General features: G+C 67.4%; 24 protein-coding genes. 7 read left to right on the plus strand and 17 right to left on the minus strand.

Going from position 1 to position 26,832, the window contains the following annotated elements; translation table 11 throughout:
* Positions 1-54 precede the first annotated feature (54 nt).
* The 7 genes from ITJ62_RS15635 to ITJ62_RS15665 all read right to left on the minus strand — a co-directional run bounded on the left by ITJ62_RS15635 (position 55) and on the right by ITJ62_RS15665 (position 7,856).
* Positions 55-1,125 carry a glycosyltransferase gene (locus tag ITJ62_RS15635; RefSeq protein ID WP_194604020.1) on the minus strand — a complete coding sequence of 357 codons (1,071 nt, stop codon included), beginning with the start codon at positions 1,123-1,125 and terminating at the stop codon, positions 55-57.
* Positions 1,125-2,075: a glycosyltransferase family 1 protein gene (locus ITJ62_RS15640; RefSeq protein WP_194604023.1), complete on the minus strand. Its 951-nt coding sequence runs from the start codon at positions 2,073-2,075 to the stop codon at positions 1,125-1,127. Before ITJ62_RS15640 ends, ITJ62_RS15635 begins: the two co-directional genes overlap by 1 nt.
* Positions 2,072-3,217 carry a glycosyltransferase gene (locus tag ITJ62_RS15645; RefSeq protein ID WP_194604026.1) on the minus strand — a complete coding sequence of 382 codons (1,146 nt, stop codon included), beginning with the start codon at positions 3,215-3,217 and terminating at the stop codon, positions 2,072-2,074. Before ITJ62_RS15645 ends, ITJ62_RS15640 begins: the two co-directional genes overlap by 4 nt.
* Positions 3,217-4,725 carry a sugar transferase gene (locus ITJ62_RS15650; protein ID WP_194604029.1) on the minus strand — a complete coding sequence of 503 codons (1,509 nt, stop codon included), beginning with the start codon at positions 4,723-4,725 and terminating at the stop codon, positions 3,217-3,219. The genes ITJ62_RS15645 and ITJ62_RS15650 overlap by 1 nt, the downstream gene beginning before the upstream one ends.
* 169 nt (positions 4,726-4,894) lie before the next feature.
* Positions 4,895-5,881, minus strand: coding sequence for a hypothetical protein (locus ITJ62_RS15655; RefSeq protein WP_194604031.1), 987 nt, complete (start codon positions 5,879-5,881; stop codon positions 4,895-4,897).
* Positions 5,878-6,477: a low molecular weight phosphatase family protein gene (locus ITJ62_RS15660; protein ID WP_194604034.1), complete on the minus strand. Its 600-nt coding sequence runs from the start codon at positions 6,475-6,477 to the stop codon at positions 5,878-5,880. The genes ITJ62_RS15655 and ITJ62_RS15660 overlap by 4 nt, the downstream gene beginning before the upstream one ends.
* Positions 6,474-7,856: a polysaccharide biosynthesis tyrosine autokinase gene (locus tag ITJ62_RS15665; protein ID WP_194604037.1), complete on the minus strand. Its 1,383-nt coding sequence runs from the start codon at positions 7,854-7,856 to the stop codon at positions 6,474-6,476. The genes ITJ62_RS15660 and ITJ62_RS15665 overlap by 4 nt, the downstream gene beginning before the upstream one ends.
* A gap of 151 nt (positions 7,857-8,007) precedes the next feature.
* Here ITJ62_RS15665 and ITJ62_RS15670 point away from each other — a divergent pair, with 151 nt between their 5' ends.
* The 3 genes from ITJ62_RS15670 (at position 8,008) to ITJ62_RS15680 (ending at position 11,357) form a co-directional block, all read left to right on the plus strand.
* The gene (locus tag ITJ62_RS15670) at positions 8,008-8,757 is read left to right on the plus strand and encodes a CPBP family intramembrane glutamic endopeptidase (RefSeq protein WP_194604040.1); all 750 of its coding nucleotides are present in this window, start codon (positions 8,008-8,010) and stop codon (positions 8,755-8,757) included.
* 185 nt (positions 8,758-8,942) lie between these two features.
* Complete coding sequence (locus tag ITJ62_RS15675) at positions 8,943-10,667, plus strand: DUF4012 domain-containing protein (protein ID WP_194604042.1); 1,725 nt, start codon at positions 8,943-8,945, stop codon at positions 10,665-10,667.
* A gap of 147 nt (positions 10,668-10,814) precedes the next feature.
* Positions 10,815-11,357, plus strand: coding sequence for a hypothetical protein (locus ITJ62_RS15680; RefSeq protein WP_194604046.1), 543 nt, complete (start codon positions 10,815-10,817; stop codon positions 11,355-11,357).
* 614 nt (positions 11,358-11,971) lie between these two features.
* Here ITJ62_RS15680 and ITJ62_RS15685 read toward each other — a convergent pair.
* The 3 genes from ITJ62_RS15685 to ITJ62_RS15695 are packed head-to-tail and all read right to left on the minus strand — an operon-like array spanning position 11,972 to position 15,386.
* Entirely contained in the window at positions 11,972-13,468 is a 1,497-nt protein-coding gene (locus ITJ62_RS15685; protein WP_194604049.1) for a lipopolysaccharide biosynthesis protein, read from the minus strand.
* Entirely contained in the window at positions 13,465-14,334 is an 870-nt protein-coding gene (locus ITJ62_RS15690; RefSeq protein ID WP_194604052.1) for a glycosyltransferase family 2 protein, read from the minus strand. Before ITJ62_RS15690 ends, ITJ62_RS15685 begins: the two co-directional genes overlap by 4 nt.
* Complete coding sequence (locus ITJ62_RS15695) at positions 14,334-15,386, minus strand: polysaccharide pyruvyl transferase family protein (RefSeq protein ID WP_194604054.1); 1,053 nt, start codon at positions 15,384-15,386, stop codon at positions 14,334-14,336. Before ITJ62_RS15695 ends, ITJ62_RS15690 begins: the two co-directional genes overlap by 1 nt.
* A gap of 779 nt (positions 15,387-16,165) precedes the next feature.
* On the opposite strand from ITJ62_RS15695, the gene ITJ62_RS19085 reads away from it, so the two are divergent.
* Positions 16,166-16,615, plus strand: a complete 450-nt coding sequence (locus ITJ62_RS19085; RefSeq protein WP_228498533.1) for a hypothetical protein — start codon at positions 16,166-16,168, stop codon at positions 16,613-16,615.
* A gap of 75 nt (positions 16,616-16,690) precedes the next feature.
* On the opposite strand, the gene ITJ62_RS15705 is transcribed toward ITJ62_RS19085, so the two are convergent.
* Positions 16,691-16,870, minus strand: a complete 180-nt coding sequence (locus ITJ62_RS15705; RefSeq protein ID WP_064296076.1) for a hypothetical protein — start codon at positions 16,868-16,870, stop codon at positions 16,691-16,693.
* A 224-nt stretch (positions 16,871-17,094) separates the two neighbouring features.
* On the opposite strand from ITJ62_RS15705, the gene ITJ62_RS15710 reads away from it, so the two are divergent.
* A complete protein-coding gene (locus ITJ62_RS15710) occupies positions 17,095-17,529 on the plus strand; it encodes a hypothetical protein (protein ID WP_194604058.1) in 435 nt (144 codons plus the stop codon).
* Entirely contained in the window at positions 17,526-18,395 is an 870-nt protein-coding gene (locus ITJ62_RS15715; RefSeq protein WP_194604061.1) for a type II CAAX prenyl endopeptidase Rce1 family protein, read from the plus strand. Before ITJ62_RS15710 ends, ITJ62_RS15715 begins: the two co-directional genes overlap by 4 nt.
* A 91-nt stretch (positions 18,396-18,486) precedes the next feature.
* Here ITJ62_RS15715 and ITJ62_RS15720 read toward each other — a convergent pair whose 3' ends face one another.
* The 4 genes from ITJ62_RS15720 to ITJ62_RS15735 form a co-directional block, all read right to left on the minus strand.
* Positions 18,487-20,349 (minus strand): glycoside hydrolase family 2 protein, encoded by a 1,863-nt coding sequence (locus ITJ62_RS15720; protein WP_194604064.1) that lies wholly within the window; start codon positions 20,347-20,349, stop codon positions 18,487-18,489.
* Between the two features lie 121 nt (positions 20,350-20,470).
* A complete protein-coding gene (locus ITJ62_RS15725; RefSeq protein WP_194604067.1) occupies positions 20,471-21,799 on the minus strand; it encodes an ABC transporter substrate-binding protein in 1,329 nt (442 codons plus the stop codon).
* A gap of 48 nt (positions 21,800-21,847) precedes the next feature.
* On the minus strand, positions 21,848-22,777 hold the full coding sequence (locus ITJ62_RS15730; protein ID WP_085512504.1) for a carbohydrate ABC transporter permease: 930 nt from the start codon (positions 22,775-22,777) through the stop codon (positions 21,848-21,850).
* Entirely contained in the window at positions 22,770-23,711 is a 942-nt protein-coding gene (locus tag ITJ62_RS15735; RefSeq protein ID WP_194604070.1) for a carbohydrate ABC transporter permease, read from the minus strand. The genes ITJ62_RS15730 and ITJ62_RS15735 overlap by 8 nt, the downstream gene beginning before the upstream one ends.
* Before the next feature lie 221 nt (positions 23,712-23,932).
* Here ITJ62_RS15735 and ITJ62_RS15740 point away from each other — a divergent pair, with 221 nt between their 5' ends.
* On the plus strand, positions 23,933-24,946 hold the full coding sequence (locus tag ITJ62_RS15740) for a LacI family DNA-binding transcriptional regulator (protein WP_194604073.1): 1,014 nt from the start codon (positions 23,933-23,935) through the stop codon (positions 24,944-24,946).
* Here the strand turns inward: ITJ62_RS15740 and ITJ62_RS15745 are convergent.
* Together ITJ62_RS15745 and ITJ62_RS15750 are read right to left on the minus strand one after the other, a co-directional pair.
* On the minus strand, positions 24,936-25,514 hold the full coding sequence (locus tag ITJ62_RS15745) for a hypothetical protein (protein WP_194604075.1): 579 nt from the start codon (positions 25,512-25,514) through the stop codon (positions 24,936-24,938). The two genes, ITJ62_RS15740 and ITJ62_RS15745, sit on opposite strands and share 11 nt — an antisense overlap.
* Positions 25,511-26,827 carry a signal peptidase I gene (locus tag ITJ62_RS15750; RefSeq protein WP_370581955.1) on the minus strand — a complete coding sequence of 439 codons (1,317 nt, stop codon included), beginning with the start codon at positions 26,825-26,827 and terminating at the stop codon, positions 25,511-25,513. The genes ITJ62_RS15745 and ITJ62_RS15750 overlap by 4 nt, the downstream gene beginning before the upstream one ends.
* Between the last annotated feature and the right edge of the window lie 5 nt (positions 26,828-26,832).

Genomic DNA, 26,832 nt, shown 5'->3' on the forward strand with positions numbered 1-26,832 from the left:
CTGCACGCGTGTCGGTTGAGCGGTGGGCGGTCGGAATCCTCGATGCTGTCGTGGTCATGCGGCCCCGCCCGTTGCGAACCCAAGGAGCGTGCGCGCCTTCTCCGACCACCCTGCCGCGGCTGCTGCCGCGCTTCCCGGTAGATTCGGGCTGGCGGACGCCGTGGCCACCTGTATGGCGTCGGCCGCGCTGCGTGAGCGACCGTAGGAGACCACGCCCGTGTCCGGATCGTCGGTCAGTACATCGGTCTCCCGGGTCACCACGGCCAGGCCCGATGCGAGGTATTCGTACAGCTTCATGGGACTCCGACCGCGGTTCACCGGGGCATCCGACAGCGGGAGGAGTCCGATGCGCGCGCGCCGCAGGATCAGTGGGATGTCGTCGTAGCTGACCGGCCCGCGGAGCAGGACGTTTGCGGGCAAGGGCTCAGGTGCAGCCTGGCCTGGTCCGAAGATGTCGAAGGTCCACTCCGGCAGGCGGAGTGCCATTTCCCGCACCGCGTTCCAGTCGAAACGGTCGTCAAGGGCCCCGATGTACACGGCGCGGTCCTCACGCACATCGTCCTCGGTGAGGATGAAGCGCTCGAGCTCGACCCCGTTCGGTAGGACGAGCGACGGCGTGGACGCAGGGACTCCCAGCGCTGTGAGCACCGCGCCTGACGTCGCCACCACACGATCGGCTGCCGCGACCGCTGCTCGCTGGAATCTGGCCTTCACGCCATGCTCGTAGAGGTCCGTGGGACGGTAGACGACGGTGGTCGCCAGCCGGCGTAGCTCGTTGGACCAGAGTGTGGGCTGGTCCACGAACACGAGGTCGATGCTGGACGTTCCGAACGCCCTGGTGAAGATCGGCGCGAACGAGAGCGGCCCGATGCCGGCGGGTAGGAGGGTGCGCGGCACGAGGTGCATGACGCCGTCAGCGTCCGTCACGATTCCACGGCGAGAGGCCTCGTCTCGGGTCGGCTCTCCCCGCCTGAGGACCCGATGGACGAGCGACACCGGGGTGGACAGGTGCAGCACGCGGTGGCCGAAGCGAGCCAGCTCTCTTGCGAGGTGATGGCTACCGACCCGGAACGTGCCGGAGGTGTCGGTGTGGCTGACGAACGCGATGGTCAGGGTCTCGGCCATCACTGATCCCTCAACGTGCGTGACACGATCTCTGCCGTGCGGTCCCAGCTGTACGTCGCCGCGAGCGACGTGGCGCGCGGCTGCTCAGAGAGCACAGTGTCCATCGCCTTCCCCCACGCGATATCGTCGTGCGCGTGACCGACCGGGAACCCCTGTCCGCTCGAGATCTCCGCGATCGACTCGCAGCCCTCCCAGAAGATGACCGGGGTTCCGCAGGCGATGCTCTCGACCGCAGGAAGGCCGAACCCTTCGACCAACGACGGGAAGACCGTGGCGACCGCGCCCCGGTAGAGGTCGGCGAGTTCCGGATCCGTCAGCCCGCTTCGTACCTCGACGCGATCGGCGACACCGAGTTCCGCTGCACGACGCTCGGCGCCCTCACGGTCGTTCATGACGACGATGAGCTTCGCTTCGGGAACTCGAGCCAAGGCAAGGAACACCACGTCGACGTTCTTGTGCGCCCGCAGGTTGCCGACGTAGAGGAAATAGGGAGCGGAGTCTTCAACAGCTGGTGAACCCCCCGGATGGAACGCCTCCGACAGTCCGTTGCCGGCGTTGACCACTCGGACGCGATCGTCGTCGACCCAGTCCTCGATCGCGCGCTTCGACGTCTCCGACACGGTCAGCACCAGTCGGTTCCTACGGATGATCGGGCGCAGGACAGCCGAATAGTGCGCGAGGTACACGCCACGGCGGTTCGTCGTCGGATGCAGATGGATCAGGTCGTGGACGGTCACCACCTGTGGTGAGCGTGCGAGGAAGCCGTTGTACCCGGGGGAGTAGATCGTCTCGCCGCCGGGTGTCCGGCGCACGCGGAGGAAGTCCTGCGGATCGGAGGGTTTGCCGCCGACCTCGAGCGCCGACCACTCGACGCTCAACCGCGGGAGTACCTCGGACGCATAACGACCGATGCCGTGGACGCCGCTCCACCTGGTGTCGGCAAGGATCATGAGGCGAGGGTCCGATCGGTTCCGTCTGTGCGGGCGGATCGACCGACCCAGCCGGTGAGCTTGGAGGCGAAGGCAGCGGAGCCGAACAGTGCGTTGACGCGCTCCTGAGCCGGAGCCATGTCGACGAGGAGGGCGCGCTCGACCGCCTCGCGTAGCGTCGCGTCGTCGAGCGCATCGACGACGACACCGCCGTCGATGGCGAGCACGCTCTCGGACGCGCCACCTTCGGAGAGCACGAGCGCGGGCGTACCGAGGGCCATCGCCTCGACGGGCATGATGCCGAAGTCCTCGACGGCCGCGAACACGAGGAGTGACGCCGCCTGGTAGAGCGCGAAGAGCAGCTCGTCGCTCGGCCTCGTCATGATGATGACCGGCACCGAGGCGGAGTCCGCGAGCGCCTGCAGTTCCGCGTGCTGCGGCCCGGCACCGGCAAGCACGACCGGCAGACCGGCGAGTTCCCCGGCGCGGATGGCGACGTCGAGTCGCTTGTAGTCGACGAAGCGGGAGGCGCCGAGGACGTACTCGGACGGCAGCGTCGAGAACAGGTAGGCGTCCTCGGCGCTCAGACGATCAGCCCAGGACGGCACGCTCTGGAGGTACTCGACGCGGACCGGCGGATGGATGACCTCGGCTTCGACGCCCCACGAACGTTCCATCCGCTGGCGGATGTAGTCGCTGTTGGCGGCGAACGTCGCGCCGTCCTGCGCGCGCTTGCGGTCGATCCGTCGGAGTGCGGGGGCGAGTGCGCGGGCAGCGAGGTTGCCGCCTCGGACGTCCAGCTCGGGAGCCCAGAGGTATCGAGCAGGCGTGTGGACGTAGACGAACCGCTGCGGTCCGTCGGCCGACTGTCGCCCGCCGGCGTGATGCGCGAAGGCGTGCGAGCTGATGAGGACGAAGTCGGCGGCGGAGACGTCGGTCCTGGCCCAGGTGGTCGGCATGAACGGCAGCGCGGCCGCCTTGCTCTTGCGGAGCGGTGTCCGTGCGATCCAGGACTCGCTCACAGTATGGCCGGGGAAGCGGTCGGGCGCATTGCTCCACAGGCAGTGGATGTCTGCGTCGGGATAGGCGGCTGCCATCGCATCGACGACGTTCTCGGAGCCGCCGTGGCGCTCGATCCACTCGTGGATGATGAGCCCAGCCATCAGTGGGCTTCCTTCCCCGGAGCCACGACTGCGCGGATCGTCCGCCAGAGGATGATGACGTCGCCCATGAGCGACCAGTTCTCGACGTAATACAGGTCCAGGCGGATCGCGTCCTCCCAGCTGAGTGCCGAGCGACCGCTGACCTGCCAGAGGCCCGTCATGCCGGGCTGCACGATGAGGCGACGCTTCGCCGCAGAGTCGTATAGCGCGACCTCGCCCTCACGCTGTGGGCGCGGACCGACCAGGCTCATGTCGCCGCGGAAGACGTTGATGAGCTGGGGGAACTCATCGAGCGAGAACTTCCGTAGCGTGGCGCCGACGCGGGTCAGGCGTGGATCGTTCTGCACCTTGAACAGCGGGCGATCGCTCGTGCCCTGTTGGGCGAGCAACGCGGCGAGCTCGGCGTCGGCGTTCACCCGCATGGAGCGGAACTTCAGCATGTTGAACGGCTCACCGTTGAGCCCGATGCGCTCCTGTCGATACAAGACCGGGCCCGGACTGGTGAACTTCACCAGCAGGGCGACGACGAGCAGGATGGGCGAGGCTACGAGCAGGATGAGGCCGGAACCGAGGATGTCGAACGCCCGCTTGGAGAAGCGCTTGCGACCCTCGTAGCGAGGCGTCTCCACGTGGATGAGCGGGAGACCCGCCACCGGGCGGGTGTGAATGCGCGGGCCGCCGACGTCGGTGAGGCTCGGCGCGACGATGAGATGCTGGCGCCCCGGTTCGAGACTCCAGCTCAACTCGCGGACGCGCACCGGCGTCAACTCATCCGAGCTGGTGATGATGACCGTGTCGGCCCGAGTCGCCGCTAGCGCCTCGAGGACGGTGTCGACCGTTCCTGACACGGGGATGCCGGTGTCGCCGAGCGTTCCTCCGACCTTGCCCGTCGGGACGCAGGCACCGACCACTCGATAGCCGGCGTCCGTGTTGCGGGTGAGTTCTTTGGCGATGTGCTCGGCCGAATCAGCCGATCCCACGAGCAGCACCAGCGACGCATAGCGGCCGTGGGCGCGCTGCACGGACAGCCACTGGCGCCACATCCACCGTGAAAGCAGCAGGACCAGGATCCCCAGGGGAAAAGCGAGCAGGAAGTATCCGCGTGCGAGATCGAGCTTCACGAGGAACGCGATGATCGCGATGATGCCGAACAGGCGGATACTCGCGTCGGCGATGAGCCGGTACTCCGCGTTCCCACTCCCGACCACTCGGTACTCCCGAGTGCCGAAGATGCGAAGCGTCACGAGCCAGGCGACGATGAGGGTGATCGAGATGACGGTGTAGTTCACGACAACGCGTGTCATGTCGAAACCGACCGAGGTCGTCTCCTGATCGAAGTCGAACCAGAACAGCTGGGTGCCGAAGACGATCCAGATGAGGACGATCGCATCGGTGACCGCGAGACGACGAGCGTAGACCCGGCGCCAATCGCGCGCGACAGCGCGAGCTGGGTCGGGGGGAGTGCTCGCAGGCGTCGTTGGCAGCGGCACGGAAGGCTGCGACAGCATGCGGTCTCCGTGGTGGAACACGTAATTACTACGGGTGACGAGGGAAGAGCTTGGTGGTTCGATACGCGGATGTATCGGGACTGCTGCTGAGACTATCGGTGAAGATGCGCAACATCTGTCCTCCTTTTTGCGGGTGACCCCCGGATTGGTGACAAATGTAGGGATAACCCTAGCCCCAGGTGACGCCGCCGTCGCCCGAACGGAGAACGGTGTCGCCGACCCACAACCAGGCTCCAGTCCCGGCGATCGCGAGTGCGGCGGGCGCTGTGACGTCGGCGCCTTCGGCACAACCGACCAGAGATGCGTTCGCGAACGGGGCAGGGATGCCCGTCGTCGCAAGTGCACCAAGGCCGTTGCAGCCGGGCACGCCTCTGGCGACGAACATCAGTCGATCTCCCTCGGTGGCGAGGCCATGCACTCCGGCATAGGGCGTCGCCCCCCACGTTCCCGCGGCGGGATTCCACTCGGCCAGGACGGCGGCGCAGGCGGCCACGGTCCGTGTAGACGTCGAGCTGAGCACGTCCACTGCCGGGCAGGGCAGGCCGACACCCTGACCCGAGACGACGGCAGCGCTATCGTCCGGCGTCAGGTAGCCGACTTCGCCCGGCAACGCGGCATCAGGCGCCCAGGTGTCGCCGGCGTCCTCTGAGGAGAAGCCACCGACCGCGCAAGCGTCGCCGGTGGCTCCGATGATCTCGAGCTCCCCGTCCTCGCCAGTCGTGAGGGCGAGCACCTGACGAAGGTCGAACGCGTTCGTCGCCAGTGGAGCCCAGCTCGCGCCGGCGTCGACACTCCGCTCGACGACAGCCGACGTGGACGCGCACGCGCCGGCTGTGGCGCGCCACAGCGTCTGGCCATCGATGGTGGCGATGAAACGCTTGCCGTCGACCGCCGTGGCGTCCGTCGGCTCGGCCGAGCCCCCAGGTGACGGCGCGGGCTGCGGCGTCGAGTTGAAGGTGACGAGGGGGCGCGGCGTGCGATCGGCCGTCGGGGCCCGGTTGGCCGTGAGAGCGAGCCCGACGAGGATCACGTCGACGATGAGGAAGAGCGCGAGTCCGACGAGGACGAGGACCCGCTGACTGGAACTCAGCGAGTCCCGCCACCGTGGGCGAGCCGGTGCCGACCGATAGGTGGAACGACCGCGCTTGGTGCTCATCGGCGGTCACCGGACCGCGCCAGGTGCGTGACGATGACCTCGATGAGCGCGTCGATCTGCGTCCCGACCCGTTCGTAGGTTTCGGCGCTGCGACGGTAGGGGTCCTCGATGTCGTCGTCGTCGGCGTTCGCGGGCGGTGGGACGAGACCGCGTTCCGCGGCCACCTCGGCGACGAGCTCCCAGAGATCGGCGGCGGGCTCGGTCTCCGCGATCAAGCGAGCGAACTGCGGAACGGTGAATGTCACTCGCGAGGCACGAGGGAGGAGACGGGCGACATCGCTCCGATGTTCTCGCGTCGCGGTGAGGATCAGATCCGCGTCAGCGACGATGTCCCGGTCCAGCTGCCGTGCGACGTGGCCGCTCGGGTCTCCGCCGAACCGACGCGACTGCTCGACGACCTCCGGCGGCATGACGAGTTCGGACTGCATTCCCGTCCCGGCGCTCGACACGCGGATGAGGTGGCCACGCGCGGTGACACCTGCAGCATCGAGCCGCGCCTTCAGGACCTGCGCACCAAGCGCCGACCGACAGATGTTCCCGGTGCAGACGAAGAGCACCGAGAACGGACGGGTGACCGCCGTCGTGGCGTCGGTCACGCCTTCACGTCCTCGGTGTAGCCGTAGCCGGCACCGTAGCCATAACGTGCGTATCCATACGCGTCCGGGCCCTTGGTCGGGACCATGGTCATGACGAGACCGGCGACCGAGGCGTTCACGTGCACGAGCGACTCGAGGGCGCCCTTCAGCTGGTTCTTGTGGGTGCGTCCTGCGGCGACGACCACGAGCGCGCCGCCGGTGTGACGAGCGAGGAGTGCGCCATCGGTGACGGGCAGGAGCGGCGGTGCGTCGATGAGCACGTAGTCGAACTGCTTCTCGAGACCGGAGATGAGTTTCTGCATCACGCTGGAGCCGAGCAACTCGCTCGGGTTCGGCGGGATCGCGCCAGCGGGGAGGACGGTGAGCGCACCGCGGCCCCACGGCTGCATCGTGTCCTCGAGCGTCGCGCGTCGGATCAGGACATCGCTGAGGCCGACGGCCCCTTCAAGGTCGAAGTAGGTGGCGAGCTTCGGCCGCCGGAGGTCGGCGTCGATGATGATGACGCGGTGGCCTGCGTCCGACAGGGCAATCGCGAGGTTCGCCGCCGTCGTGCTCTTGCCCTCGCTCTGGATCGATGAGGTGACGACGTAGCTGCGCGGCTGGTCGGTCACATCGAGGAACTGGAGGTTGGTCCGCAGGCTGCGGAATGATTCGGCGCGCGGGCTCTTCGGATCGGCTTGGACGATCAGTGGGCGCTGCTTCGCCTTCGGGTCGAACGCGATGCCGCCCATCAGTGGGATATCGGTCACGGATTCAACGTCACGCTCATTGCGGATGCGGGTGTCGAGCGTGGTGCGGAGGACCGCGAATGCTACTCCCAACGCCACGCCGAGGAGCGTGCCCATGGCCAGGTTCAGCGGGACGTTCGGGCTGCCTGGCTGGGTCGGCACGTTGGCCTCCTGCACCCGCGTGAGCTTCACCGGGCTGGAACCACCGTCCTCCGAGCTCTCGATCTTCGCGACGACCCCCGTGAGGCTCTCCGCGGTGGTGTTCGCGAGTTCGGCGGCGAGCACCGGATCCGCATTCGTTGCCGTGATCTGGATGATCGTGGTGTCTGCCGTCGACGTCGCGGACACCTGGCCGGCCAGCTGGCCTGCAGTGATGTCGAGTTCGAGCGCCGCGATGACGGGCTGCAGCACGATAGGCGTGCTCACGAGGTTGACGTAGGTTTTCACCCGCTGCTGCGAGTAGGTGTTCCCCTGGGTCAGCTCAGACAGACTGTCGGTCGCCTGCGTCGAGACGAAGACCTTTGCCGACGAGCTGTATTCCGGCGTCCGCGACAGCGAGTACAGGGCCGAGGCGGCCAACCCCGTCAGCGCGAGCGCGAGGATGAGGACCCAGTACTTGCGGAGGATACGGAGATAGTCACTGAGCTCCACGCGGTGGCTTCCGTTCGATGAGGAGGAGAGCGGTTCACCCTGCTGCCAAGGCGTGCCCCGAACAGGGCGTTGGGAGCCATGCTGCCACAAACCGACGCCTGTTCCCGAGCGACCGTGTCATGTGCGCGGTCGATTGCCGTAGTTTGCTCTCGTGACGATCCCAGACGAGACCACGCCGCGCGACGATCAAGAGACGGCGCGGACGCGTCTTGTCATCGCGACGATCGGATTCGTCGCGACCGTCGTGATCGCGCTGGGGTTCCCAGGTGGTGTGCGGATCGTTGGACCGTTCTCGCCGCTCGGTGGCTACTTGCTCGTATGGCTCCCACTGGTGGTCGCGCTCCTCATCGTCCTGCTGGTTCCGAGCCTGCGCCCGACGGTTCCGATGGCAGTGCGGTGGACCATCCGCCCCATCGACCTTCTCTGGGGTGCGGCTGCCGGCCTCCTCCTGAGGATCGTCGTGAGCTCGCTCGAGGTCCTTTCCTATGGCGGGCTTCCCGCCACAGCCGGGAACGCTGTGCCCCTCGCGACCGCGGACGAGGTGGTGTACGTCGTCGTCGCGTTGCTCTCGGTGATCCTCATCGCGCCGGTGATCGAGGAGACCTTCTTCCGCGGGCTCGTCCTCCCGTCGATCATCGGGATGCTCCGCGGCGGGCGATGGATAGCCGTCGCGATCAGCGCGTCGCTCTTCGCGATCTTGCACCTCCTCGCCGTCACCACCGCCGCCCAAGCGGTCGTCGTCGGGGTCGGAACCCTGCTCGTCGGGCTGGGCACGGGAAGCCTTGCCGTTCTGACCGGTCGGCTGGGTCCCGCGATCGTCGCGCATGTCGTGTTCAACGCGTCGATCCTCGCGCTCGGTCTGTCCGCCGTAACCGGTGGCACCGGCGTCGTGATTGAATAACCCCCATGCCGGCACCCGAATCCGACAATCGTCGCTCGCCTTCCTCAGGCCCATCGCGAACCTCCTCCAAGGAAGCCGGAGGCCGGCGGAGCACGACCGCGCGCTCCCGTGCCCGACGACGGGAGAACGCGGACCCCGAGCGACTGCGTGCTCGACGCCGCAGGACCGCGCTCATCGTTTCCGGCGTGCTCGTGTTGTTGTTGGCGGCCGTCGCGTGGATCGGTGTGCGCGCATTCCTCGCCAAGGGGGAACTGGAAGCGGCGGTGCCCCTGGCACAGCAGGTCCGCGAGCAGGTGCTCGGCGGAGACGCAGCTGCTGCAGGCAAAACCGCCCGTGAGCTCGCATCCCACGCCCGCGAGGCTGCTGCGTTGACGAGTGACCCGATCTGGCGCGCCGCCGAGATCGTGCCCTGGATCGGACCGAACCTCGCGGCCGTCCGGAACTTGGCGGGCGCGACCGACGAGGTCGCGGTCGGAGCGATCGCTCCGCTGGTGAACCTCTCTGGGTCGCTTCGCCCCGACCTGTTCAAGCCCGTTGACGGTGCGGTGCCGCTGCAGCCGATGATCGATGCTCAGCAGGACGTCCGCTCGGCCGACGATGCTCTCGAGGGTGCGGCGAAGCGCGTCCGAGGGATCGACCAGTCGAGCCTCATCAGCCAGGTGTCGTCGGCGGTCGACCAGCTCGGACCGGTCCTCACCGAAACCGCCGACACGGTCGATGCGGCGCGGCGCGCGATCGACCTGCTGCCGACGATGCTCGGCGCCGACGGGCCCCGCAACTACCTGATCATGTTCCAGAACCCGGCCGAGCCGCGTGCGAGCGGCGGCAACCCGGGCGCTCTGGCCCTGATCGGCACGGACGGGGGCCGCATCTCGCTCCTGCAGCAGGCGACCTCAGGCGATTTCCCGCGGTTTCCAGAGCCAGTCCTGCCGCTGTCGACGGAGACCGCCGGCATCTACGGCAACATCACTGGACGCTTCATCCAGGACGTCACACTGACGCCTCGGTTCGACGTGTCCGCCGAGCTTGCGTCGGAGATGTGGTTCCAACGGTTCGGGACCCGCGTCGATGGCGTGCTCAGCATCGACCCGGTCGCCCTGGGATACCTGCTCGCGGCGACGGGACCGATCGACCTCCCCTCGGGTGATCAGCTCACGACCGAGAATGCCGCGGATCTGTTGTTGAACCAGGTGTACCAGCGCTACCCCGCCGGGCCCGAGCAGGATGCCTTCTTCGCGGCAGCGTCGGCAGCGGTCTTCGACCGCATCTCGACCGGCAACTTCGACGCCACGAAGCTGGTGGCGGCCCTCGCCAAGTCGGGCGACGAGCGACGTGTTCTGGTGTGGAACGCCGCTGAAGCGGAGCAAGTGCTCCTGGCCGGAACCACGTTGACCGACATGCTCCCGACCGAGGAGCAGCGGGCCGACGCCTTCGGTGTGTACATCAATGACACGACCGGCAGCAAGATGGGCTACTACCTCGATGTGGAGACCCAGAGCGGCATAGCACAGTGCGGTGCTGGAGGACAGGTCTTGGGTTTGCGTCTGAAGATTACGAACACGGCTCCGGCCGACGCCGCAACCTCGCTGAGCGACTACATCACCGGTGGCGGCATTTACGGCGTCACGCCTGGCAACTTCAACTTCAAGGTCGCGGTCTACTCTCCTCCAGGGTCGTACACCGAGGGAATCCAGCGTGATGGTGCGGATCTCCCGGTCCAACCGGCACTCGACGGCGATTTCCCACTGTCTCAGTTCCGACTCGAACTGGCGCCTGGTGAAAGCACGACGATCGACGTGGCGGTGTCGACATCCGGCGTGTCGAAACAACCTTTTGTCGTCTCGACCCCCAAACTTCATCTTTCCGAAACACAACAGCTGGCGCTTACCTGCAAATTTGCCGTACAGTGATGCGTGTTGTCGGGTTTGAGCCGTTTTCGGGGGGTATCAGCGCCGGCGCAATATTCTTCGTCACAACGCCGCTGGTTGTGACGGTAGCTACAGCTATGCCAGTACTGCACTGAACTGATCAACGACCAGTCTCCAAGGGGAACCCACATGCTCAAGAAAATCACCGCGGTCTTCGCGCTGGCCCTCGCTGGCCTGTTCATCGCTCCGGTCGCCGCGAACGCTTCGTACGTTCCCGGCGCCGACATCGTCGTCACCGGCGACGTCACTCCCGGCGGCACCTTCGTCGTCACCTTCACGGATGGTGCCTTCCAGCCGAACGAGGACGTCTCGCTCGCCCTGACCGGCGAGAACGCAACCGGCGCCACGCTCGCAGCCGTCGACACCAAGACGCTCGTGAAGACCGCTTCGGCCACCGGCTCGGTCTCCCTGACCGTCACGCTGCCCACCAACGCGACCGGCACCTACACGGTCACCGGCACCGGCCTCTCCTCGCAGATCATCGGCACCACCACCGTCACGGTGAAGGCTGCTGCTGCAGGTGGTGGCTCCGGCAACGGCGGCCTCGCCGACACCGGTTTCAACACCCCGGCCTTCCTCGTGTGGGGTGCAGCAGGCGCAGTCGTCCTCGGCGCAGCGCTCATCGCGGTCTTCGTGATGATCCGCCGCCAGCGCGCAGGCGTCGCAGCGTAACCACGACCTCTGGTCACAACCAACGAGCGGTCGGTGCTTCGGCACCGACCGCTCGTTCGTGTATCACCTTGGGTCGATCGCCGCCGATGTCGTGCGGACCCACGCAGTGGGGCCAGGCGGTCCATGGCTCGCTGTGACTTCCCCGACCGTGATCGAGACGCCTCTTGGGGTCGTCGTCTCACGCACCTGAGGGGCGGAGCGCGACCAGTGGTCGCCTGCGTGCGCTTCGAAGCCGGCGGCCGGCCGCTCTCTGAGACCTTCACCAAAGCACGCAGCCGGGCGGGTGCGGGGGGGGGGGGGGGGGATTCGGATGGGCCTGACCGAGCTCGGACTACCCACTCGAGGTCATGGCCTATCTCTGCAGTACGAGGACGTCGACCGCTATCGCGTTCACGGAGAGAGGCTTCTCCGGGGCGCCGGCCGGCCTTCACTGACTGCTGAGCACGAGGAGCGATGGTCTCGTCGATCGGATGCGGTCGAAGCGCATGAGGGCGGGCGCCGTGCGATCGGCGGTCGTGCTCGATGAGCATTGCTGCGGGCTGCCGTGAAGGTGACCTAGCGTCCGCGCCTTCCCGTCCGAAGGACTTCGCTTCAGCGAGCCGAGCTGTTCTCGGTCACTCGGCTGCGCGCGGACGGTTCAGGAGACGTCTGACGATCGGGCCGATGATCTGCCGGAGGACCGTTCGGTTGTCCGATCCGGCGAACAACCAGACCAGCACCGCGTACATCAGCGACGCCACGATCCCGAGCGGCACAGCGAAGGTCCAGAACGCGTGGTCCCCACGCGCCCAGTCGGTCTGCTGGAGGAACGCCACCCCGGCTACGATCGGGATCATCGCCGCGACACACCGGAACACCTGGGCGAGGTAGCGTCCGACGGGGAGGCCGATGAGCTTGTGCAGGATGTGGATTCGCACGGGCCAGGTGACGATCCGGGACCAACGGGACAGCGCGACCCCCCAGATGCCGAGCGGAACCAGGGCGAAGACGAGGGCCACGCCGACGATGTTCTGGAGTACGGCGACCCACAGTGCGACGTCCGCACGACCGATGGCGAGGAACGCGCTTCGGTCGAAGTACATGACCGCTCCGAAGGCCCAGCCGCAGGCGAGGATCCACATCAGTGGAACCGTCTGGTCCCAACCCGGGCCGAACGCGAACGGAACGATCTGCACGGCGAACACCGCCACGAGCCCGAAGATCGGCACCCCGATGGCCGCGGACGCGAACGTCATCTGCAGGAAAATCCGGTTCAGTCGCGGCAGGTCGTCCTGGACTTTCGAGAAGGTGGTGAGCGTGACGCGGGACATGACCGTGGTGACGAGCTCGATGAGGATGGTGCCGATCCGCTGCGCGAGATAGTAATAGCCGAGCACCTCCGTGCTGAAGAACGCGCCCACGATCAGCTTGTCGATGTTCTGTTGCACGGCGTCCAGCAGCCCGATGCCGATGATCCGCAGCCCCATCGACCACATGGCGCGGAGTGAGGTGAACGAGAACTCGAGACTCGGTCGCCACGAGGTCGCCGTCCAGAGGATCAGGACGGAAGCCGTGCTCGTCACCAGTGTTTGAGCGACCAGCGCCCAGACGCCGCCTCCGCTGAAGGCGATGATCACCGCGACGGCGGCTCCGCAGATCGCGCCACCGACCTGACGGATCGCGAGCGACTTGAAACCGAAGGAACGCTCGAGCAGCGCTGCCGGCACCTGTGCCAGGGACGAAACAGGAAGACTGAGGCCGAGGACCCGCAGGACATCGACCAACTGGGGCTCACCGAAGAGGCCGGCGAGGAGGGGGGCGGTGAAGAACAGCGCCGCATAGAGGAGGAGGCTGAGGGTGACCGACGTCCAGAACGCGGTCGACGTGTCCTTCTCTCCGAGCTCCTTCTTCTGCACCAGGACGGTGACGAAACCCGACTCCACGAAGACCTGCAGGATGGCGATGACCACTGTGGCCATCGACACCAGGCCAAAGTCGGCAGGGGAGAGGAGGCGCGTCAGAACCGCGATGACCACCAGGGTCAGAACTCGCGAACTCCACCGTTCCAGGACGATCCAGCCGATCGACTGGGTCGCTTTCTTCCGGAGGCCGTCGCTTTCGCCTTCGCTCATCGTTTCAGCGCACGGGCCAGACGGTGGGCCACGCGGCCGCCGAGTCTCTTGACATGGTCGGCGACCGCGAGCGGTCCGAACGCGGACCACCAGGTCGACAGGCGACCGCGGGACGGGGTGATGGCGAACTCGCGGACCATTCGAGCGTCGAGCGGACGGGCGATGCCGGACAGCGACTTGCCTGAGTGGTTCTCGCCGGTGTCCACGTGGTAGACGGCGCCGGGGTAGGAGAGGGGCTCCAATGGATGACCGTGTTCCCGATACCAGGATTCGGCGTTCCGGTGTGCTCCCATGATCTCCGAGAGGCGTTCGCCGTAGGCATCGGCGATGTCCTGCTGAGACGCATGCTCGGTCAGACGAGCCGGAACTCCGTAGGCTGCGAACGGCACGATGAAACACGTCCCGCAGGTGCGGTTGAAGTCGGATCGGGCGACATACGCGTTGCGTGCCCGGGAGTACATCCAGCCATCGTGGATGACCCAACCGCCGTGATCGGGATTCGCTTCGACCGTTGCAGCCAGGTCGCGGTGCACGAAGTCGTCTGCATCGAAGATCATCACGTGGGTGGGATCGTGCCGAGCTGCGGCGATGAGACCGATTCCGAGCTTCGTTCCCTTGTCCCAGACGAAGGGCGCACGGGCGGTCTGAGCGCCCGTGGCAGGAGCTGGCGCTGCGAACTCGACCTGCACGAACTCGGTACGCGCAGGGAGTTCGAACTGTGGACGCCGGTTGCCGACGATGACGACGATGTACTCGTCCGATGTCTGCTGCGTGATCGACCGGAGCGTCTCCTGCAACAGGAGTTCGACCCGTCCGTAGTCGACGGAGTTCTGCGGATGGCGCAGGGTGGTGATGAACGCGAGCATCAGCGGGTCGTCAGCTGCTGGACGATGGCGCGCGCCTCGGCCGTGTCGACGGCGTAGTTCGCGGTGGAGAATCGACCGGTGTAGTCGTCGAAGACGGCTCCGATCTTCCGGTAGTTGTTGTCGAGTGCGACGTGGGGGATGCCGAGGAGCAGTGCCAGCACGTGTGCGTGCAGGCGGTCGACGACGACGACGTCGGCGGCCGCGTACCACCGGAGGGCACCCGCGATGTTGATCTCGTTGAGTGACACGATCAGCCGCTTGACCGTCCACTGCGGCAACGTCGGCGTCCAGCGGAGTCTCCGACGGACGCGGAGGAGGAACTGGTGGAGTTTCATGACCCGACGGGCGACGCGGTAGCGGACGGCCAGCCAGCCTTCGCTGTGCCAATCGGTACTCGTGACGTGCAGGCCTGCGCCCCAGTCGTCGTCGACGTCGTGGAGCCCTGACATGGCCTCCTTGTCCTGGCGCGCGATGACCAGCAGGTCCTGGCCTCGCGCAGTGCGACGCACGCGTGGTGGATCGAACCCAAGCGCCATGTCCTGGCAGAACACGGGCCGCAACGAAGGCAGCTGCTTCGCCGCTCGTTCCATCGAGAGCGAGTCACGCAGCAGGAGGTGGAAGTCAGGGTGCTTCCCGATGATCTCGTCGGCCTCGGCCGCACGGGTCTCGGAAGCGAAGAAGATCGACTGGGACAGCTGCACGATCCGGTACTCGGGAAGCTCGCGGACGATGCGTTCGCGGTGATTCTGATGTCCGGTCCACAGGTCTCCGAAATTGCCGCCGCCGTGCAGGAGCACCACTCCCGATGGCATCGCTCGACGCAGCGCCTCGGGGTCGAACGAGGCGATGTCCGCCACGTACCTGATCCGCAGGCCGAGGCGACGGAAGTACGCCATCTCGCCCGCCCAGATGAGCGAGTCTCCGACATTGGTCTGGTTCGGGGCGTCGAGGAGGGCTACATCGACGACATCCCCGATCGCCGCACGAAGCGTGTGTTCCGTGCTATCCCTCAGCGTGTGCAGGTACTCGGCATCGGACTGGCTCAGTCGCACGCTTTCCTCGTTTCGATGTCATGACACCCGCGCGCGCGTCTGCCGCAGTCGACGAGCTAGCCCTCGAGTGGAGTCGCGAACGCTGCGATGCGGTCCTCGGTGAAGGATCGTTCCTTCCGGACGGAGACCCCGCGATCATCCTACTGATAAGCCGTCAGACGTCGAACATCGTCGCGGTCGGGGAGCGGGATGACGAAGCTGGGTGCTATCAGCCGACCAGCGATGTAGTCGCTTCACGTCCCATCGCCGAGGTCTGACAGAGCGGCCGGCCGCGATGGGCTGCGCCGACCGAGCTCCGTGTCGGGACCGCCGCTGCCGAGCCGAGCTGCCACACTTTCACCAGCACGCGTCAAGCTCCGCCTCACGGAAACGGCCCCTACATGACCCAACTCAACGTCTGGTGCCTCAGCGGCCTCGGCAACCGTGTGCGCTCGCTTCTCGGCGCCCGCGCACTTAGCGAGCGCCACGGTTGGAGGTTCTCCTACACATGGGATGACCACTCTGCTGCGCTCTCGGCAGAGCTGGACGACCTGTGGGAGCAGGACTTCGAGCGCACCTCCAGAACAGCCGCGACCCTTCGACGGTTGCCCCGACGGGACTTCCTCTCCGGGGACCAGCGCACTTGGCCGAGCGGGACGGAGTCGCGGCGTTGGATCGATCTCAAGACGGGTGACTACATCGTGGACCGAGATGGCGAGCGACTCGACTGGGGTAGACAACTCCGATCGCTTCGGCCATCCGAAGCGGTGGCCCAGCGACTACGCGCGACGTCTGATGAGATGGGGAGCGAACAGTACGTCGGCGTGATGATCCGCGCGCACGAGGCGTCCCATCCGAAGACCAAGGAGTTCTCTCCGGTCTCCTGGTACGAGCAACGCATTCGGCAGCTGCTCGTCGAGCGCCCTGATCTACGCTTCTACGTCTCCTGCGACGTTCCGGAAGTCACCGAGGCTCTCGTCGCTCAATTCCCCGCGGCCATGACCCAGCGCGACAAGGGCGGGTACAACACTCCCGTCGGGACGCAGGCGGCCGTTGCCGACGTCTACATGCTCGCCGCCTCGTCAGGCATTCTTCGCCCGTTCTGGTCGAGCTTCACGACCATGTCGAGTGAGCTCGCCGACCGGGCGTTGCTTCTCGAGGATTCGCAATCGGACGAGAAGCTGACGCCGATGACCCTCGTGCCGCGGGCCCAGGACGTCATCCGTCCCTGGGACCGCGAACGGTCCTGAGCTGCGGACACCGCGCCGCACGCGAAACGGCGGCCGGTGCTTCTGCACCGGCCGCCGCTTCGTCGTTCCCGAACCCTACGCGTCGTCGCTCGGGTGGTCGGGGTCTTCCTCCTGGTTGAAGTTCGAGGCGTCGGGGTCGTGACCGACCGCGAGGCCGTCCTCGCTGTTGGGGATGGTCTGGTTCTCGCCCAGGCCGCCCGGCTTCGGTGTTCCCTCGCTGCTGTTCTGATCGGTGTCGTTCGTGTCGTTCGTCATGGGGAACAGGTTAAGAGGTACGCGAGCGCGCGTGAGCGGGCTTGACAGGGTGCTTAGGGGACGGTTTCGGGCCCTTCGACAGGCTCGGGGGCCGGGATGGCGACGGTTCTTGCGGAAAACGGATAGGCCGGGACATACCTCCCTTCCGGGGGACAGGCGACGGGCAATACAGTTCCAGCAGCCTGGGTCCGGTCGTCGGATCCTCCACGACCGAAACGAGCATCATGGCCACGCCCACTGGTAGCAAGACCGCCCCCACGCCGATCGTCATCTCCTTCTGGCTGTGGGTCGTCTCCGCCGTCCTCTCCGTCATCTCCGGGGTCACGGCTGCCATGTCGGCCGGAACCGTCGCCGAGGCCGCAGCCGAACAGTCGGCCTCGGGAGGTGTGCTCTCCTCGAGTGTGCTCTTGATCTCGACCGCCGTCGGCGCGTTCATCGTCGGCGCACTCCACGTGCTGTTCGCCTTCTTCATGCTCCGCGGTCGCAACTGGGCTCGGATCGTCCTCACCGTGGTCGGCATTCTCTCCGTCCTCGGTTCGATCACCGGGCTGATCGCCCTCAACCCGCTCTCCTTCATCTTCGTCATCGTGACCATCGTCGCGATCGTCCAGATGTACGTGCCGGCAGCACGCGAGTACTTCGCCGCGAACAAGCGATGAGCGACCACTCCGCTGCACCGGCGGAGACCGCCCCGCGCCCGGGCTCGCGCCAGGAACGGGCCGAAGCCCGCCGCGCCGAGGCGCGCCTGCCCTACGCCCCCTCGCCTGACACCCGGTGGGGTACCCCGACCGCGCTGACGACCTTCGTCGCGATCATCGCGCTCCTCGTCGTCGTCGAACTCGCACGGACCTTCGGCGTCCTGTCCGGCGAGGTCGGCACGATGATCATGTGGATCATCTTCGACGGCGGCATCCTCGTCGCCCTCGCGATCGTCTGCCGCACCTGGGGAAGCGGGTCTTGGGCGAAGGACTTCGGACTCCGCTTCCGCTGGTTCGACGTGTTCATCGGGCTCGGTTCCGCCGTCGGTATCCAGCTGATCGGTGGCATGATCGGCCAGTTCGTCATCGCCCTCACCGGCGAGACGCCGAAGTCGAACATCGCCCCGCCGTCGCCAGAGCTCGTCTGGGTGCTGGTCAACACCGTGTTCGCCACGGCGATCGTCGCGCCGTTCTGTGAAGAACTCCTCTTCCGCGGGCTCCTGCTGCGCGGATTCCGGAACACGATCCTCCGCGGGCGGACGACGAACGGCGTGCGCCGAGGTGCGGCGACGCCCACGACCGCCCGACGTCGCACGGCGGCGGTCGTCTCGGTGGGAGCGAGCGCCCTGATCTTCGCGACCGTCCACCTCTACGAGGGCTGGGGCAGCCCGGTCACCATGGTCACGCTCGGGCTCACCATCCTCGTGCTCGGCACGGTGAACGGTGTCTACGCCGCGACGACCCGACGCCTCGGACCGGGCATCTGGACGCACGTGTGGTTCAACACCTTCACGGTGCTGCTGACGTTGGCCCGCAGCGGGAGCTGACCCGGGCGCCGGTCCCTGGGCGGAGCGGGGAGCCCGTGGGCCCTTCGACAGGCTCAGGGACCGGGTGGGGGCTCAGGGACTGGACGATCGGTCAAGAGGCGGAGGGGCGGACGCGGCGCTCGTAGGCGGCGTCGGCCGCGAGCACCGCGCGCACTCGGGCCAGGTCGAACTTCGGCTTGCGATCGAAGTCGTAGATGCCGTTCTGCTCCTGGAACGTGTCGGTGAGCTGCGTGTAGCAGTAGCCGAACATGTTCTCGTCGTCGGTCAGCACCCGGACGAGCCCCGCGAAACGCTCGTGGAACTCCTCGACCGACGCCACCCGCGCACCATAGCCCCAGGAGTCACCACCGGTGTCCGCCGCCGCGAGCTCTGCGTTCCACCAGATGCCGCCGAACTCCGACACGAAGAACGGCTGCCCCTCGTACGGCAAGGAGATGGTGCGTCCGTCCTCGAGGTTCGTGAACGGCTCACCGTCCGCGATCCCACCCTGCTCGACGGCGAACGCCGCCGGGTCCTGCTCGTACGAGTGCGCGTCCCACACGTCCGTCTCCCGCACCCGGTGCGCGTAGCCCGAGGCGTCGATCACCGGCCGACTCGGGTCGATCAGCTTCGTCGCGAGGAACATGCCACGCGTGACGTCGTCAAGGACGGTCACCCGGTCGTGCAGGGTCTGGTGCGTCTCGTTCAGCGGGCACCAGCCGATGATCGACGGATGGTTGACGTCGCGCTCCAACGCCTCGACCCACTGCGTGATGAACGACGCCGTCGGACCCTGGTTGTGCCCGACCGTGCCCGCGCCTGACACGCCCCAGTCGCCGAACTCGCCCCACACCAGATAGCCGAGGCGGTCCGCGTGATAGAGGTACCGCTCCTCGAACACCTTCTGGTGGAGCCGCGCACCGTTGAACCCGGCGTCCATCCCGAGCGTGATGTCGGCCACGAGCGCGTCGTCGTCCGGCGCGGTCATGAGCGAGGACGGCCAGTACCCCTGGTCGAGCACGAGCCGCTGGAAGACGTGCTCGCCGTTGATCAGCACCGCGGTACCGTCGATCGCGATACTCCGCAGACCCGCGTAGCTCGAGACGCGGTCGGTGACGTCGCCGGCACCATCGCGGATCTCGATGTCGAGGGTATAGAGGAACGGGTCGGCGGGACTCCAGAGCCGCTGCTGGTCCGTCGGGACCTCGAGCCGCACCGACGGCGACATCGTCGACCCGAGCTGAGCGGTCTCGCTCGCGACGACGACACCATCGGTGGACAGGATCACCGTCGCGGTCGCACCGGCGGCGTTGCGGCTGGGGACGAGCGTGCAGTCGAAGCGCCCGGCGTCCGCATCGGGGACCACGGTGAACCGACGGAGGTGCAGCTCGTCGACGGCCTCCACCCAGACCGTCTGCCAGATCCCGGTCGTGCGGGTGTAGTAGCAGTCGGTGTTGCCGTACCAGGTCGCCTGCTTCCCACCGGCCTTCGGCTCGTGGCGGGTGTCGCGGGCGCGCACCACGATCTCGAGTTCCTGGCCCGGCTCGATCGCGCCGAGCGGCACCCGGATCGGCGTGAAGCCGCCGCGATGCCGCATCGCCTCGACCCCGTCCACCCACACGGTCGTGTCGTGGTCGACGGCGCCGAAGTGCAGCACGCCCTCCTTCCCCTGCCAGCCGGCCGGAACCGTGAAGCGCGTGCGGTACCAGACGGCCTCCATGAAGTCCGTGTGCTCGACGCCTGACGCCACCGACTCGGGCGCGAACGGGACGAGGATGCGGTCGGTCAGTTCGCGCCCGAGGAGCCCGCGCTCGAGCCCGCTGTCGCCGGCGTCGATCTCGAACTCCCACAGGCCGTTGAGATTGACCCAACCGTCACGGACGAGCTGCGGCCGGGGGTACTCCGGGCGCGGCTGCGGCGCGGTTTCGGCGCGGCCGCTCGGCAGCGGGGCGGGGAAGAGGAGAGGGTGCGTCATAGGTGTCGTTCCGATGCGTCGTGATGGGTGGAAGTGTCGTCGGGGCCCTTCGACAGGCTCAGGGACCGGGTTTGGGCTCGGGGACCGAGGGGGCTGAGCCTGTCGAAGGGCGGGGAAGTTGCTACCGGGCGTCGTCGACGGCCTTCGTCAGCTCGGCGACGAAGGCCTCAGCGGCCTCCTTGGGGGTGGTCTTGCCGAACTGGACGTCCTGGTTGTAGCGGCCGAGGATCTTCTCGCTGTCGCCACCACCGACGGGCGTGATCGCCGGCGGGGTGCCCGACTCCTCGCGCGCGGCGTCGACCACGCCGGCAACGATGCGGTCCGTCGGCGTCAGGTCGGGGTCGATCGCCTCCTGAAAGTCCGGGTTCGCCGGCATGCCGCGCTCGGTGCCGAACAGCTTCGCGACCTCGGTGTCCGTCGTCAGGAAGTCCACCAGCAACGCCGCCTCAGCGGGGTGCTCGGACTTCGACGAGACCGACCAGTACATCGACGGCTTCAGGTACTGGAACCCCTCGGACGAATCCTCGCTCGCCGGGAACGGCAGTAGGTCGAGCTGGTGGTCGGGTGCAGCGGCCTGGAAGGCGGTGAGCACCGACGACGGTTGGAAGGTCATCGCGACCTTGCCCGTACTCATGTCCATGAGGTCGATCGCCACACCGTTGCCTTCGGCCAGCTGCGAGGCGCTCGGGGCCGCGCCGCTCTCGATCTGGTCGAGCGCGTACTGCCAGTAGCTCTCCACGACCTCGGGCTTCAGGATGACCTTGCCGCTTTTGTCGTAGATGTCGTTGCCGTGCTGACGCGCCCAGAGCGTGAGGGTCGGCATGTCGCCGCCGAACGGTGACATGCCGTGGACGGCACCGCCCGAGGCCTCGGTCACCTGCAGGGCGACCTCGTTGAGGTCGTCCCACGTCCAGGTCGTCGCGTCGGGCAGCTGGATCCCGTACTGCTCGAAGATGGACCGGTTGACCATGAGGCCGACGGTGCCGACGCCGATCGGCACGCCGTAGAGCTCGTCCTTGACCTTGCCCTGGTCGAGCACATCGGCGCTGAGGTCGGAGGTGTCGAGGAACTCGTCGAGCGCACCGAGGTCTGCGAGGGCGCCGCGCTGGGCGTAGGAGGCGAGGTAGAGCTGGTCGAACTGCATGACGTCGGGGGCGTCTCCGCCGGCGACCGTGGTGGCGAGCTTGTCCCAGTAGCCGCCCCACTCGGTGGACTGGCCCTTCACGGTGATGTTGGGGTACTTCTCCTGGAAGAGGTCGATGGCGGCGCGGGTGCGCTCGTCGCGGGCCGTGGCACCCCACCAGTTGAAGGTGATGGTGACGTCCTCGTCGCTCAGCGCGGCATCGCCGTTCCCACCGCCGACGGCGCAGCCGCTGAGGGCGAGCGCCGAGATGGCGGTGGCGGCTGCGAAGCCGAGGATGCGGGACCGGGATCGTGGTTGGCGTTGCATGATGCTCCTTTGCATGGGGTGGATCGGTTGTGATGGCGGGGACCGGGGCTACTTGCCTCCGGTGGTCGCGATGCCCCGCAGGAGGAACCGCTGACCGAACAGGAAGGCGAGGAACACCGGCAGCAGGGTGACGACGCTCATGGCGAAGAGGGCGCCGTAGTCCGATTGCGACTGCGTGTCGACGAACGAGCGGAGGGCGACCGACGACGTGTACTTGTCAGGGTCGGTCACGAAGATCAGCTGGCCGAAGAAGTCGTTCCACGTCCAGATGAAGGTGAAGATCGCCGTCGTCGCAAGCGCCGGGGTCATGAGCGGGAGCATGATCTGCACGAAGATCCGCAGGTGTCCGGCTCCGTCGATGCGCGCCGCCTCGTCGAGCTCGCGGGGGATGCCGCGGATGAACTGCACCATGAGGAAGATGAAGAACGCGTCCGTCGCGAGGAACTTCGGCACGATGAGCGGCAGGTAGGTGTTGATCCAGTCGAGCTGGGCGAAGATGACGTACTGCGGGATGATCAGCACGTGGATCGGCAGCATCATCGTGAGCAGCATGGCCGCGAACGCGAACCGCTTGAACCGGAACCGCAGCCGGGCGAAGCCGTACGCGGCGAGCGAGCAGGTGAGCAGGTTGCCGATGATCGACCCGACGACCACGATCGCCGAGTTCGCCAGGTAGCTGCCGAACGGCTGCGCGAGCGCGTTCCAGCCGTTCGTGTAGTTCGACGCCTCGAAGGTGTCGAGCACGAGGCCCGGGTTGTCGAAGATGTACCCGTTCGGGCGGAGCGACGACACCACCATCCACAGCACGGGGTAGAGCATCAGCAGCCCGAGCAGGATCAGCAGCGCGTGCTTGCCGATGCTCGAGATCCGCTGACGGCGCAAGAGCTTGGCGCGCTGAGCGTCGCCCCGTTCGCGACGGGCGGCCGCATCGGGCGAGAGCCCGTCCTCGGAGGAGGGGCGGGTCTTGAGGTCAGTCATCGTAGAACACCCAATACTTCGAGGCCCAGAAGTTGATGGCCGTGGCGGCGGCGATGATGATGAGCAGGAGCCACGCGATCGCCGACGCGTACCCCATCTGGAAGCTGCCGAAGCCCTTCTGGTACAGGTAGAGCGTGATGAAGAGCGTCGAGTCGGACGGCCCGCCCGATCCGTTCGACACCACGTAGGCCTGCGTGAACGACTGGAACGCGCCGATGATGCCGAGCACGAGGTTGAAGAAGATGCTCGGGCTGAGCAGCGGGAGGGTGATCGACCGGAACTGGGTCCACCGGCCCGCGCCGTCCGTCGACGCAGCCTCGTAGTACTGCCGCGGGATCTGGCGGAGACCGGCGAGGAAGATCACCATCGGGGCGCCGAACGTCCACACGTGCAGGATGATCAGCGTCGACAGTGCGGTGTCGGGTTCCGAGATCCACCCGGGTCCCTGGATGCCGAAGACGGCGAGCAGCGCGTTGACGAGGCCGCTCGAGCCGAAGACGAGCCGCCAGAGGACGGCGATCGCGACGCTGCCGCCGAGCAGTGACGGCAGGTACAGCACCGACCGGTAGAACGAGAGCCCGCGCAGGCCGCGGTCCAGGAGGACCGCGATCGCCAGGGCGACCATGAGCTGCAACGGCACCGAGACCAGGACGTAGGTGATGGTCACCCCGAGGGACTGGTGCAGGCGGGGATCCTCGACCATCCGCTGCGCGTTCTCGAGCCCCGTGAAGTTCGGGTTCTGGAGGAGGTTGTAGTCGGTGAACGACAGGTACAGCGAGACGAGCACCGGCCCGAGCGTGATGACGAGGAAGCCGATGATCCATGGGCCGAGGAAGAGGAGCGCCGCGCGGTTGTCCCGGAACTCGGAGGCGTCGCGATGCTTAATCGCTCCCTTCGGCGTCCGCAGCGCGCGCAGCTCGTTGAGCGCGCTCATGTGGCGGCTCGGGTGATGGGTGGTGGGCTCTCGAACATGCTGCGCATCTCCTTCGACTCGCTGCGACCGTGCTGACAGGGAGACACGCTAACCGCTTGTGCTACGTAGCACAAGACGGACTTGGAAATCGGTTGCCGCCGGTATCCGACGGTCGTGGAGTCGGTACGCTTGCGTCAGGACCGACGCACGGTGGAGCGCGCGCGACCGACGGGGAGGCACGGATGGCAGTGACCGCACGGGATGTCGCGCAGGCGGCCGGCGTCTCCCAGCGCACGGTGTCGGACGTCGTGAACCTGCCAGGGCGGGTCGGTGCCGAGACCCGCAAACGCGTGCAGGCGGTCATCGACGAGCTCGGCTATCGGCCCAATCCGCACGCGAGAGGACTCCGCAACAACCGCAGCGGACTCATCGCTCTCGTCGTCCCCGAGCTCGACGTTCCGTACTTCTCCGACCTCGCCCGCTGCCTCATCCCCGAACTCACGAAGCGCTCGCTCACCCTCGTCGTGGATCAGACCAACGGCGACCCGGAACGCGAGCGCGCCGTGCTCACCGGGGGAGCGGTGTCCTCGACGTTCGACGGCGTACTACTGAACGCACTCAACCTGACGGCCGCCGACGTCGAGGCAGCCGCCGCGACGCAACCGATCGTCCTGCTCGGCGAGAGCGACTACGGCGCGAGCGCGGACCACGTCGCCATCGACGGTACCGAGGCGGCCTACGTGGCGACCAGGCACCTGATCGAACGGGGATGCACCCGCATCGGCGCCATCGGTCGGCAGGCCCACTCCACGGGCACCGCGAAGCAACGCGTGGACGGGTTCACCCGCGCGATGCAGGAGGCCGGACTCGACCCGAACCGGTATATGGCCGAAGGGGAATACGATCGCGCGAGCGGGGCGGCCGTCATGGGCGGGATGCTCGACGTGGGCGATCCTCCTGACGGCGTGTTCTGTTTCAACGACCTCATGGCGCTGGGCGCGATGCGTGCCGCGTGGGATCGCGGCGTCGACATCCCGCGCGACCTGGCCGTGGTCGGGTTCGACGACATCGAGGACGGCCGGTACGCGATGCGGTCACTGACGACGGTCGCGCCCGACAAGGAGGCGATCGCCCGCGAGGCCGTCGCGATGCTGGTCGAACGCGTGGCCGGGCACGTCGGGCCGGGGCGGCGGGTGCGCGCCGGCTTCGAACTGATCGTCCGAGAATCGTCCGGTCCGGTGCGACTCACCCGATGATGGCGCACGTCGGGTTCGTGCCGAGGAGGCCTGTCCCCACCTGCACGACGGCCCACGGCGACGTCCAGATCGTGTCTCGAGCGAGCGGCGGGACGATCAGGCTCGACGGCGCCACGCGGACGCCGAGATAGCCGGACCCACCGAGCAGGCCGGTGAGCAGTCCGTCGAGCAGAGCGCGGTTGAAGGTGATCGAGTACTGCCTCGTCGGGTTCGGCGTCGGCGAGGTCGCGGCCGGTGTGACCGCCGCCGAGGCGAGGGCGATCGTGGTCGACGTGTTCCCGCCGCCGACTTGGATGTCCGCCGCGCCATACCCCTCCGGCATGGTGAACGTCAGGGTGTAGGAGTTGATGACCAGTCCGACGCCGAGCACCGACGTCGTCGAGATGGAGCACCCGCTTGCTCCGGCGAGGTAGACGGGCTTGGGGATGCTCAGTGCGGCGAACGTCGCGGCACCCGACTCGGCGTCCTGCCATGCGGCCTCCACCGGTTGCGGAGCAGGAGCTGCGACGAGCGCGACAGTGGTCGCGAGGACGACCGCAGCGACGTGTCTTGACCGCCCTGGTTTCATCGAGCGCTCCTCGCCGAGCGCGAATGCTGGCGCAGCGCGCCGAACCACGCGCCGACGAGGCCGATCAGGATCGCGCCGGCAGCGGTCCACACGGCGAACTCGATGCTCGCGCCGGTGCGGGGGAGCGTGGTGATCGGGCCGGGCGAGACCGAGACGTCGTCGCCGATGCCCTCGGCCGTGACCGTGAGGGCGACCGAGGCGTTCGCCACCGCTGCACCGGACGGCATCCGGACGTCGAACTTCAGCCACCACGCCTCTGTGCTGCGCATCGAGAGGACCGCACGCTCGACGCCGTCGACGGGCACCGCCATCTCGTCGAACAGGTGGGTGACGGTGCCGACGCATCCGGCCGCGGTCCAGCGGACGGAACAGGCGTCGACGACCATGACGAGCCCGAGCTCGGACGAGCCGGAACCGACCATGGACACGTCGATGGAGCCCGGTGTGGCTTCCGGCCTGGTGCTGATGCCGACCTCCCACGGCGTCGATCGGCCGGGCGAGAGCGACTGCATGGCCGACGGATCGCCGATCGAGGTGAGGACGACCGCCTCACCGGCGATGACGTCGACCGTCGGTTCGGCGTGCGCGGGAGCTGCGCCGCCGATCGCGAGGCCGGCACCGAGGAGCAGGGCGACCGGTGAGCAGCGGAGCGCGGCGTGGCGGGCCGGTCGTGGTCCAGTTCCGTCGGCGCCGGCCGTGGAGGAGCGGCGACGTGCATCAGCACGTCGGCTGCCGTCAGCTCCTCCTGAGCCACCCGGTGGGCGCTTGCGGTCGGAGCGCGGCCAGAACGCCCACATGACGAGGGCCGAACAGCTGAGCGTCAGTCCGGCCAGAACCCACGGGCTGGACAGCCACACGACGAGGTACGCGAGCCCGGGCACCGAGGCGAGCACGAGACGGACCGTCGAGACCGTGTACGGCTCGGGGTCCTCCGACAGGTTCGCGTCGCCCTGCATGGTGATCGTCCGCTGCGGTCCCGCGGTGTCGACACCACCGATCACCGAGGTGACGCGGTGGGTGACCGGCAGCTGACCGGCGCGATCGACGGTCACGACGTCGCCGACCGCGATGTCGGATGCCGGGATCTCGCGGACGAGCGCGAGTGAGCCGGTGGGGATCGTCGGGCTCATGGAACCGGTCTTGAACATGATGAGGGTGATGTTGAAGCAGGTCGCGAGGATGACGAGCACGATGCAGACCACCCCACCGACGGCGGCGAGGTTCAGCAGGGTGCTGCCGACGATCGACGCCACCGAGCGGCGGGGCTGCTGCCGCTCGGTGGCGTCGATCGCTTCCGTGGAGGGTCGGGTCACGGTGC

This window comes from Plantibacter sp. VKM Ac-2876 (assembly GCF_015350715.1).
GTDB classification, from domain to species: Bacteria; Actinomycetota; Actinomycetes; order Actinomycetales; family Microbacteriaceae; genus Plantibacter; species Plantibacter auratus.

Coding starts and splice junctions, on each gene's coding strand:
- ITJ62_RS15635 (WP_194604020.1), bottom strand. CDS start 1,125: ATGGCCGAGACCCTGACCATCGCGTTCGTCAGCCACACCGACACCTCC.
- ITJ62_RS15640 (WP_194604023.1), bottom strand. CDS start 2,075: ATGATCCTTGCCGACACCAGGTGGAGCGGCGTCCACGGCATCGGTCGT.
- ITJ62_RS15645 (WP_194604026.1), bottom strand. CDS start 3,217: ATGGCTGGGCTCATCATCCACGAGTGGATCGAGCGCCACGGCGGCTCC.
- ITJ62_RS15650 (WP_194604029.1), bottom strand. CDS start 4,725: ATGCTGTCGCAGCCTTCCGTGCCGCTGCCAACGACGCCTGCGAGCACT.
- ITJ62_RS15655 (WP_194604031.1), bottom strand. CDS start 5,881: ATGAGCACCAAGCGCGGTCGTTCCACCTATCGGTCGGCACCGGCTCGC.
- ITJ62_RS15680 (WP_194604046.1), top strand. CDS start 10,815: ATGCTCAAGAAAATCACCGCGGTCTTCGCGCTGGCCCTCGCTGGCCTG.
- ITJ62_RS15685 (WP_194604049.1), bottom strand. CDS start 13,468: ATGAGCGAAGGCGAAAGCGACGGCCTCCGGAAGAAAGCGACCCAGTCG.
- ITJ62_RS15690 (WP_194604052.1), bottom strand. CDS start 14,334: ATGCTCGCGTTCATCACCACCCTGCGCCATCCGCAGAACTCCGTCGAC.
- ITJ62_RS19085 (WP_228498533.1), top strand. CDS start 16,166: ATGGGGAGCGAACAGTACGTCGGCGTGATGATCCGCGCGCACGAGGCG.
- ITJ62_RS15705 (WP_064296076.1), bottom strand. CDS start 16,870: ATGACGAACGACACGAACGACACCGATCAGAACAGCAGCGAGGGAACA.
- ITJ62_RS15710 (WP_194604058.1), top strand. CDS start 17,095: ATGGCCACGCCCACTGGTAGCAAGACCGCCCCCACGCCGATCGTCATC.
- ITJ62_RS15715 (WP_194604061.1), top strand. CDS start 17,526: ATGAGCGACCACTCCGCTGCACCGGCGGAGACCGCCCCGCGCCCGGGC.
- ITJ62_RS15720 (WP_194604064.1), bottom strand. CDS start 20,349: ATGACGCACCCTCTCCTCTTCCCCGCCCCGCTGCCGAGCGGCCGCGCC.
- ITJ62_RS15725 (WP_194604067.1), bottom strand. CDS start 21,799: ATGCAACGCCAACCACGATCCCGGTCCCGCATCCTCGGCTTCGCAGCC.
- ITJ62_RS15730 (WP_085512504.1), bottom strand. CDS start 22,777: ATGACTGACCTCAAGACCCGCCCCTCCTCCGAGGACGGGCTCTCGCCC.
- ITJ62_RS15735 (WP_194604070.1), bottom strand. CDS start 23,711: ATGAGCGCGCTCAACGAGCTGCGCGCGCTGCGGACGCCGAAGGGAGCG.
- ITJ62_RS15740 (WP_194604073.1), top strand. CDS start 23,933: ATGGCAGTGACCGCACGGGATGTCGCGCAGGCGGCCGGCGTCTCCCAG.
- ITJ62_RS15745 (WP_194604075.1), bottom strand. CDS start 25,514: ATGAAACCAGGGCGGTCAAGACACGTCGCTGCGGTCGTCCTCGCGACC.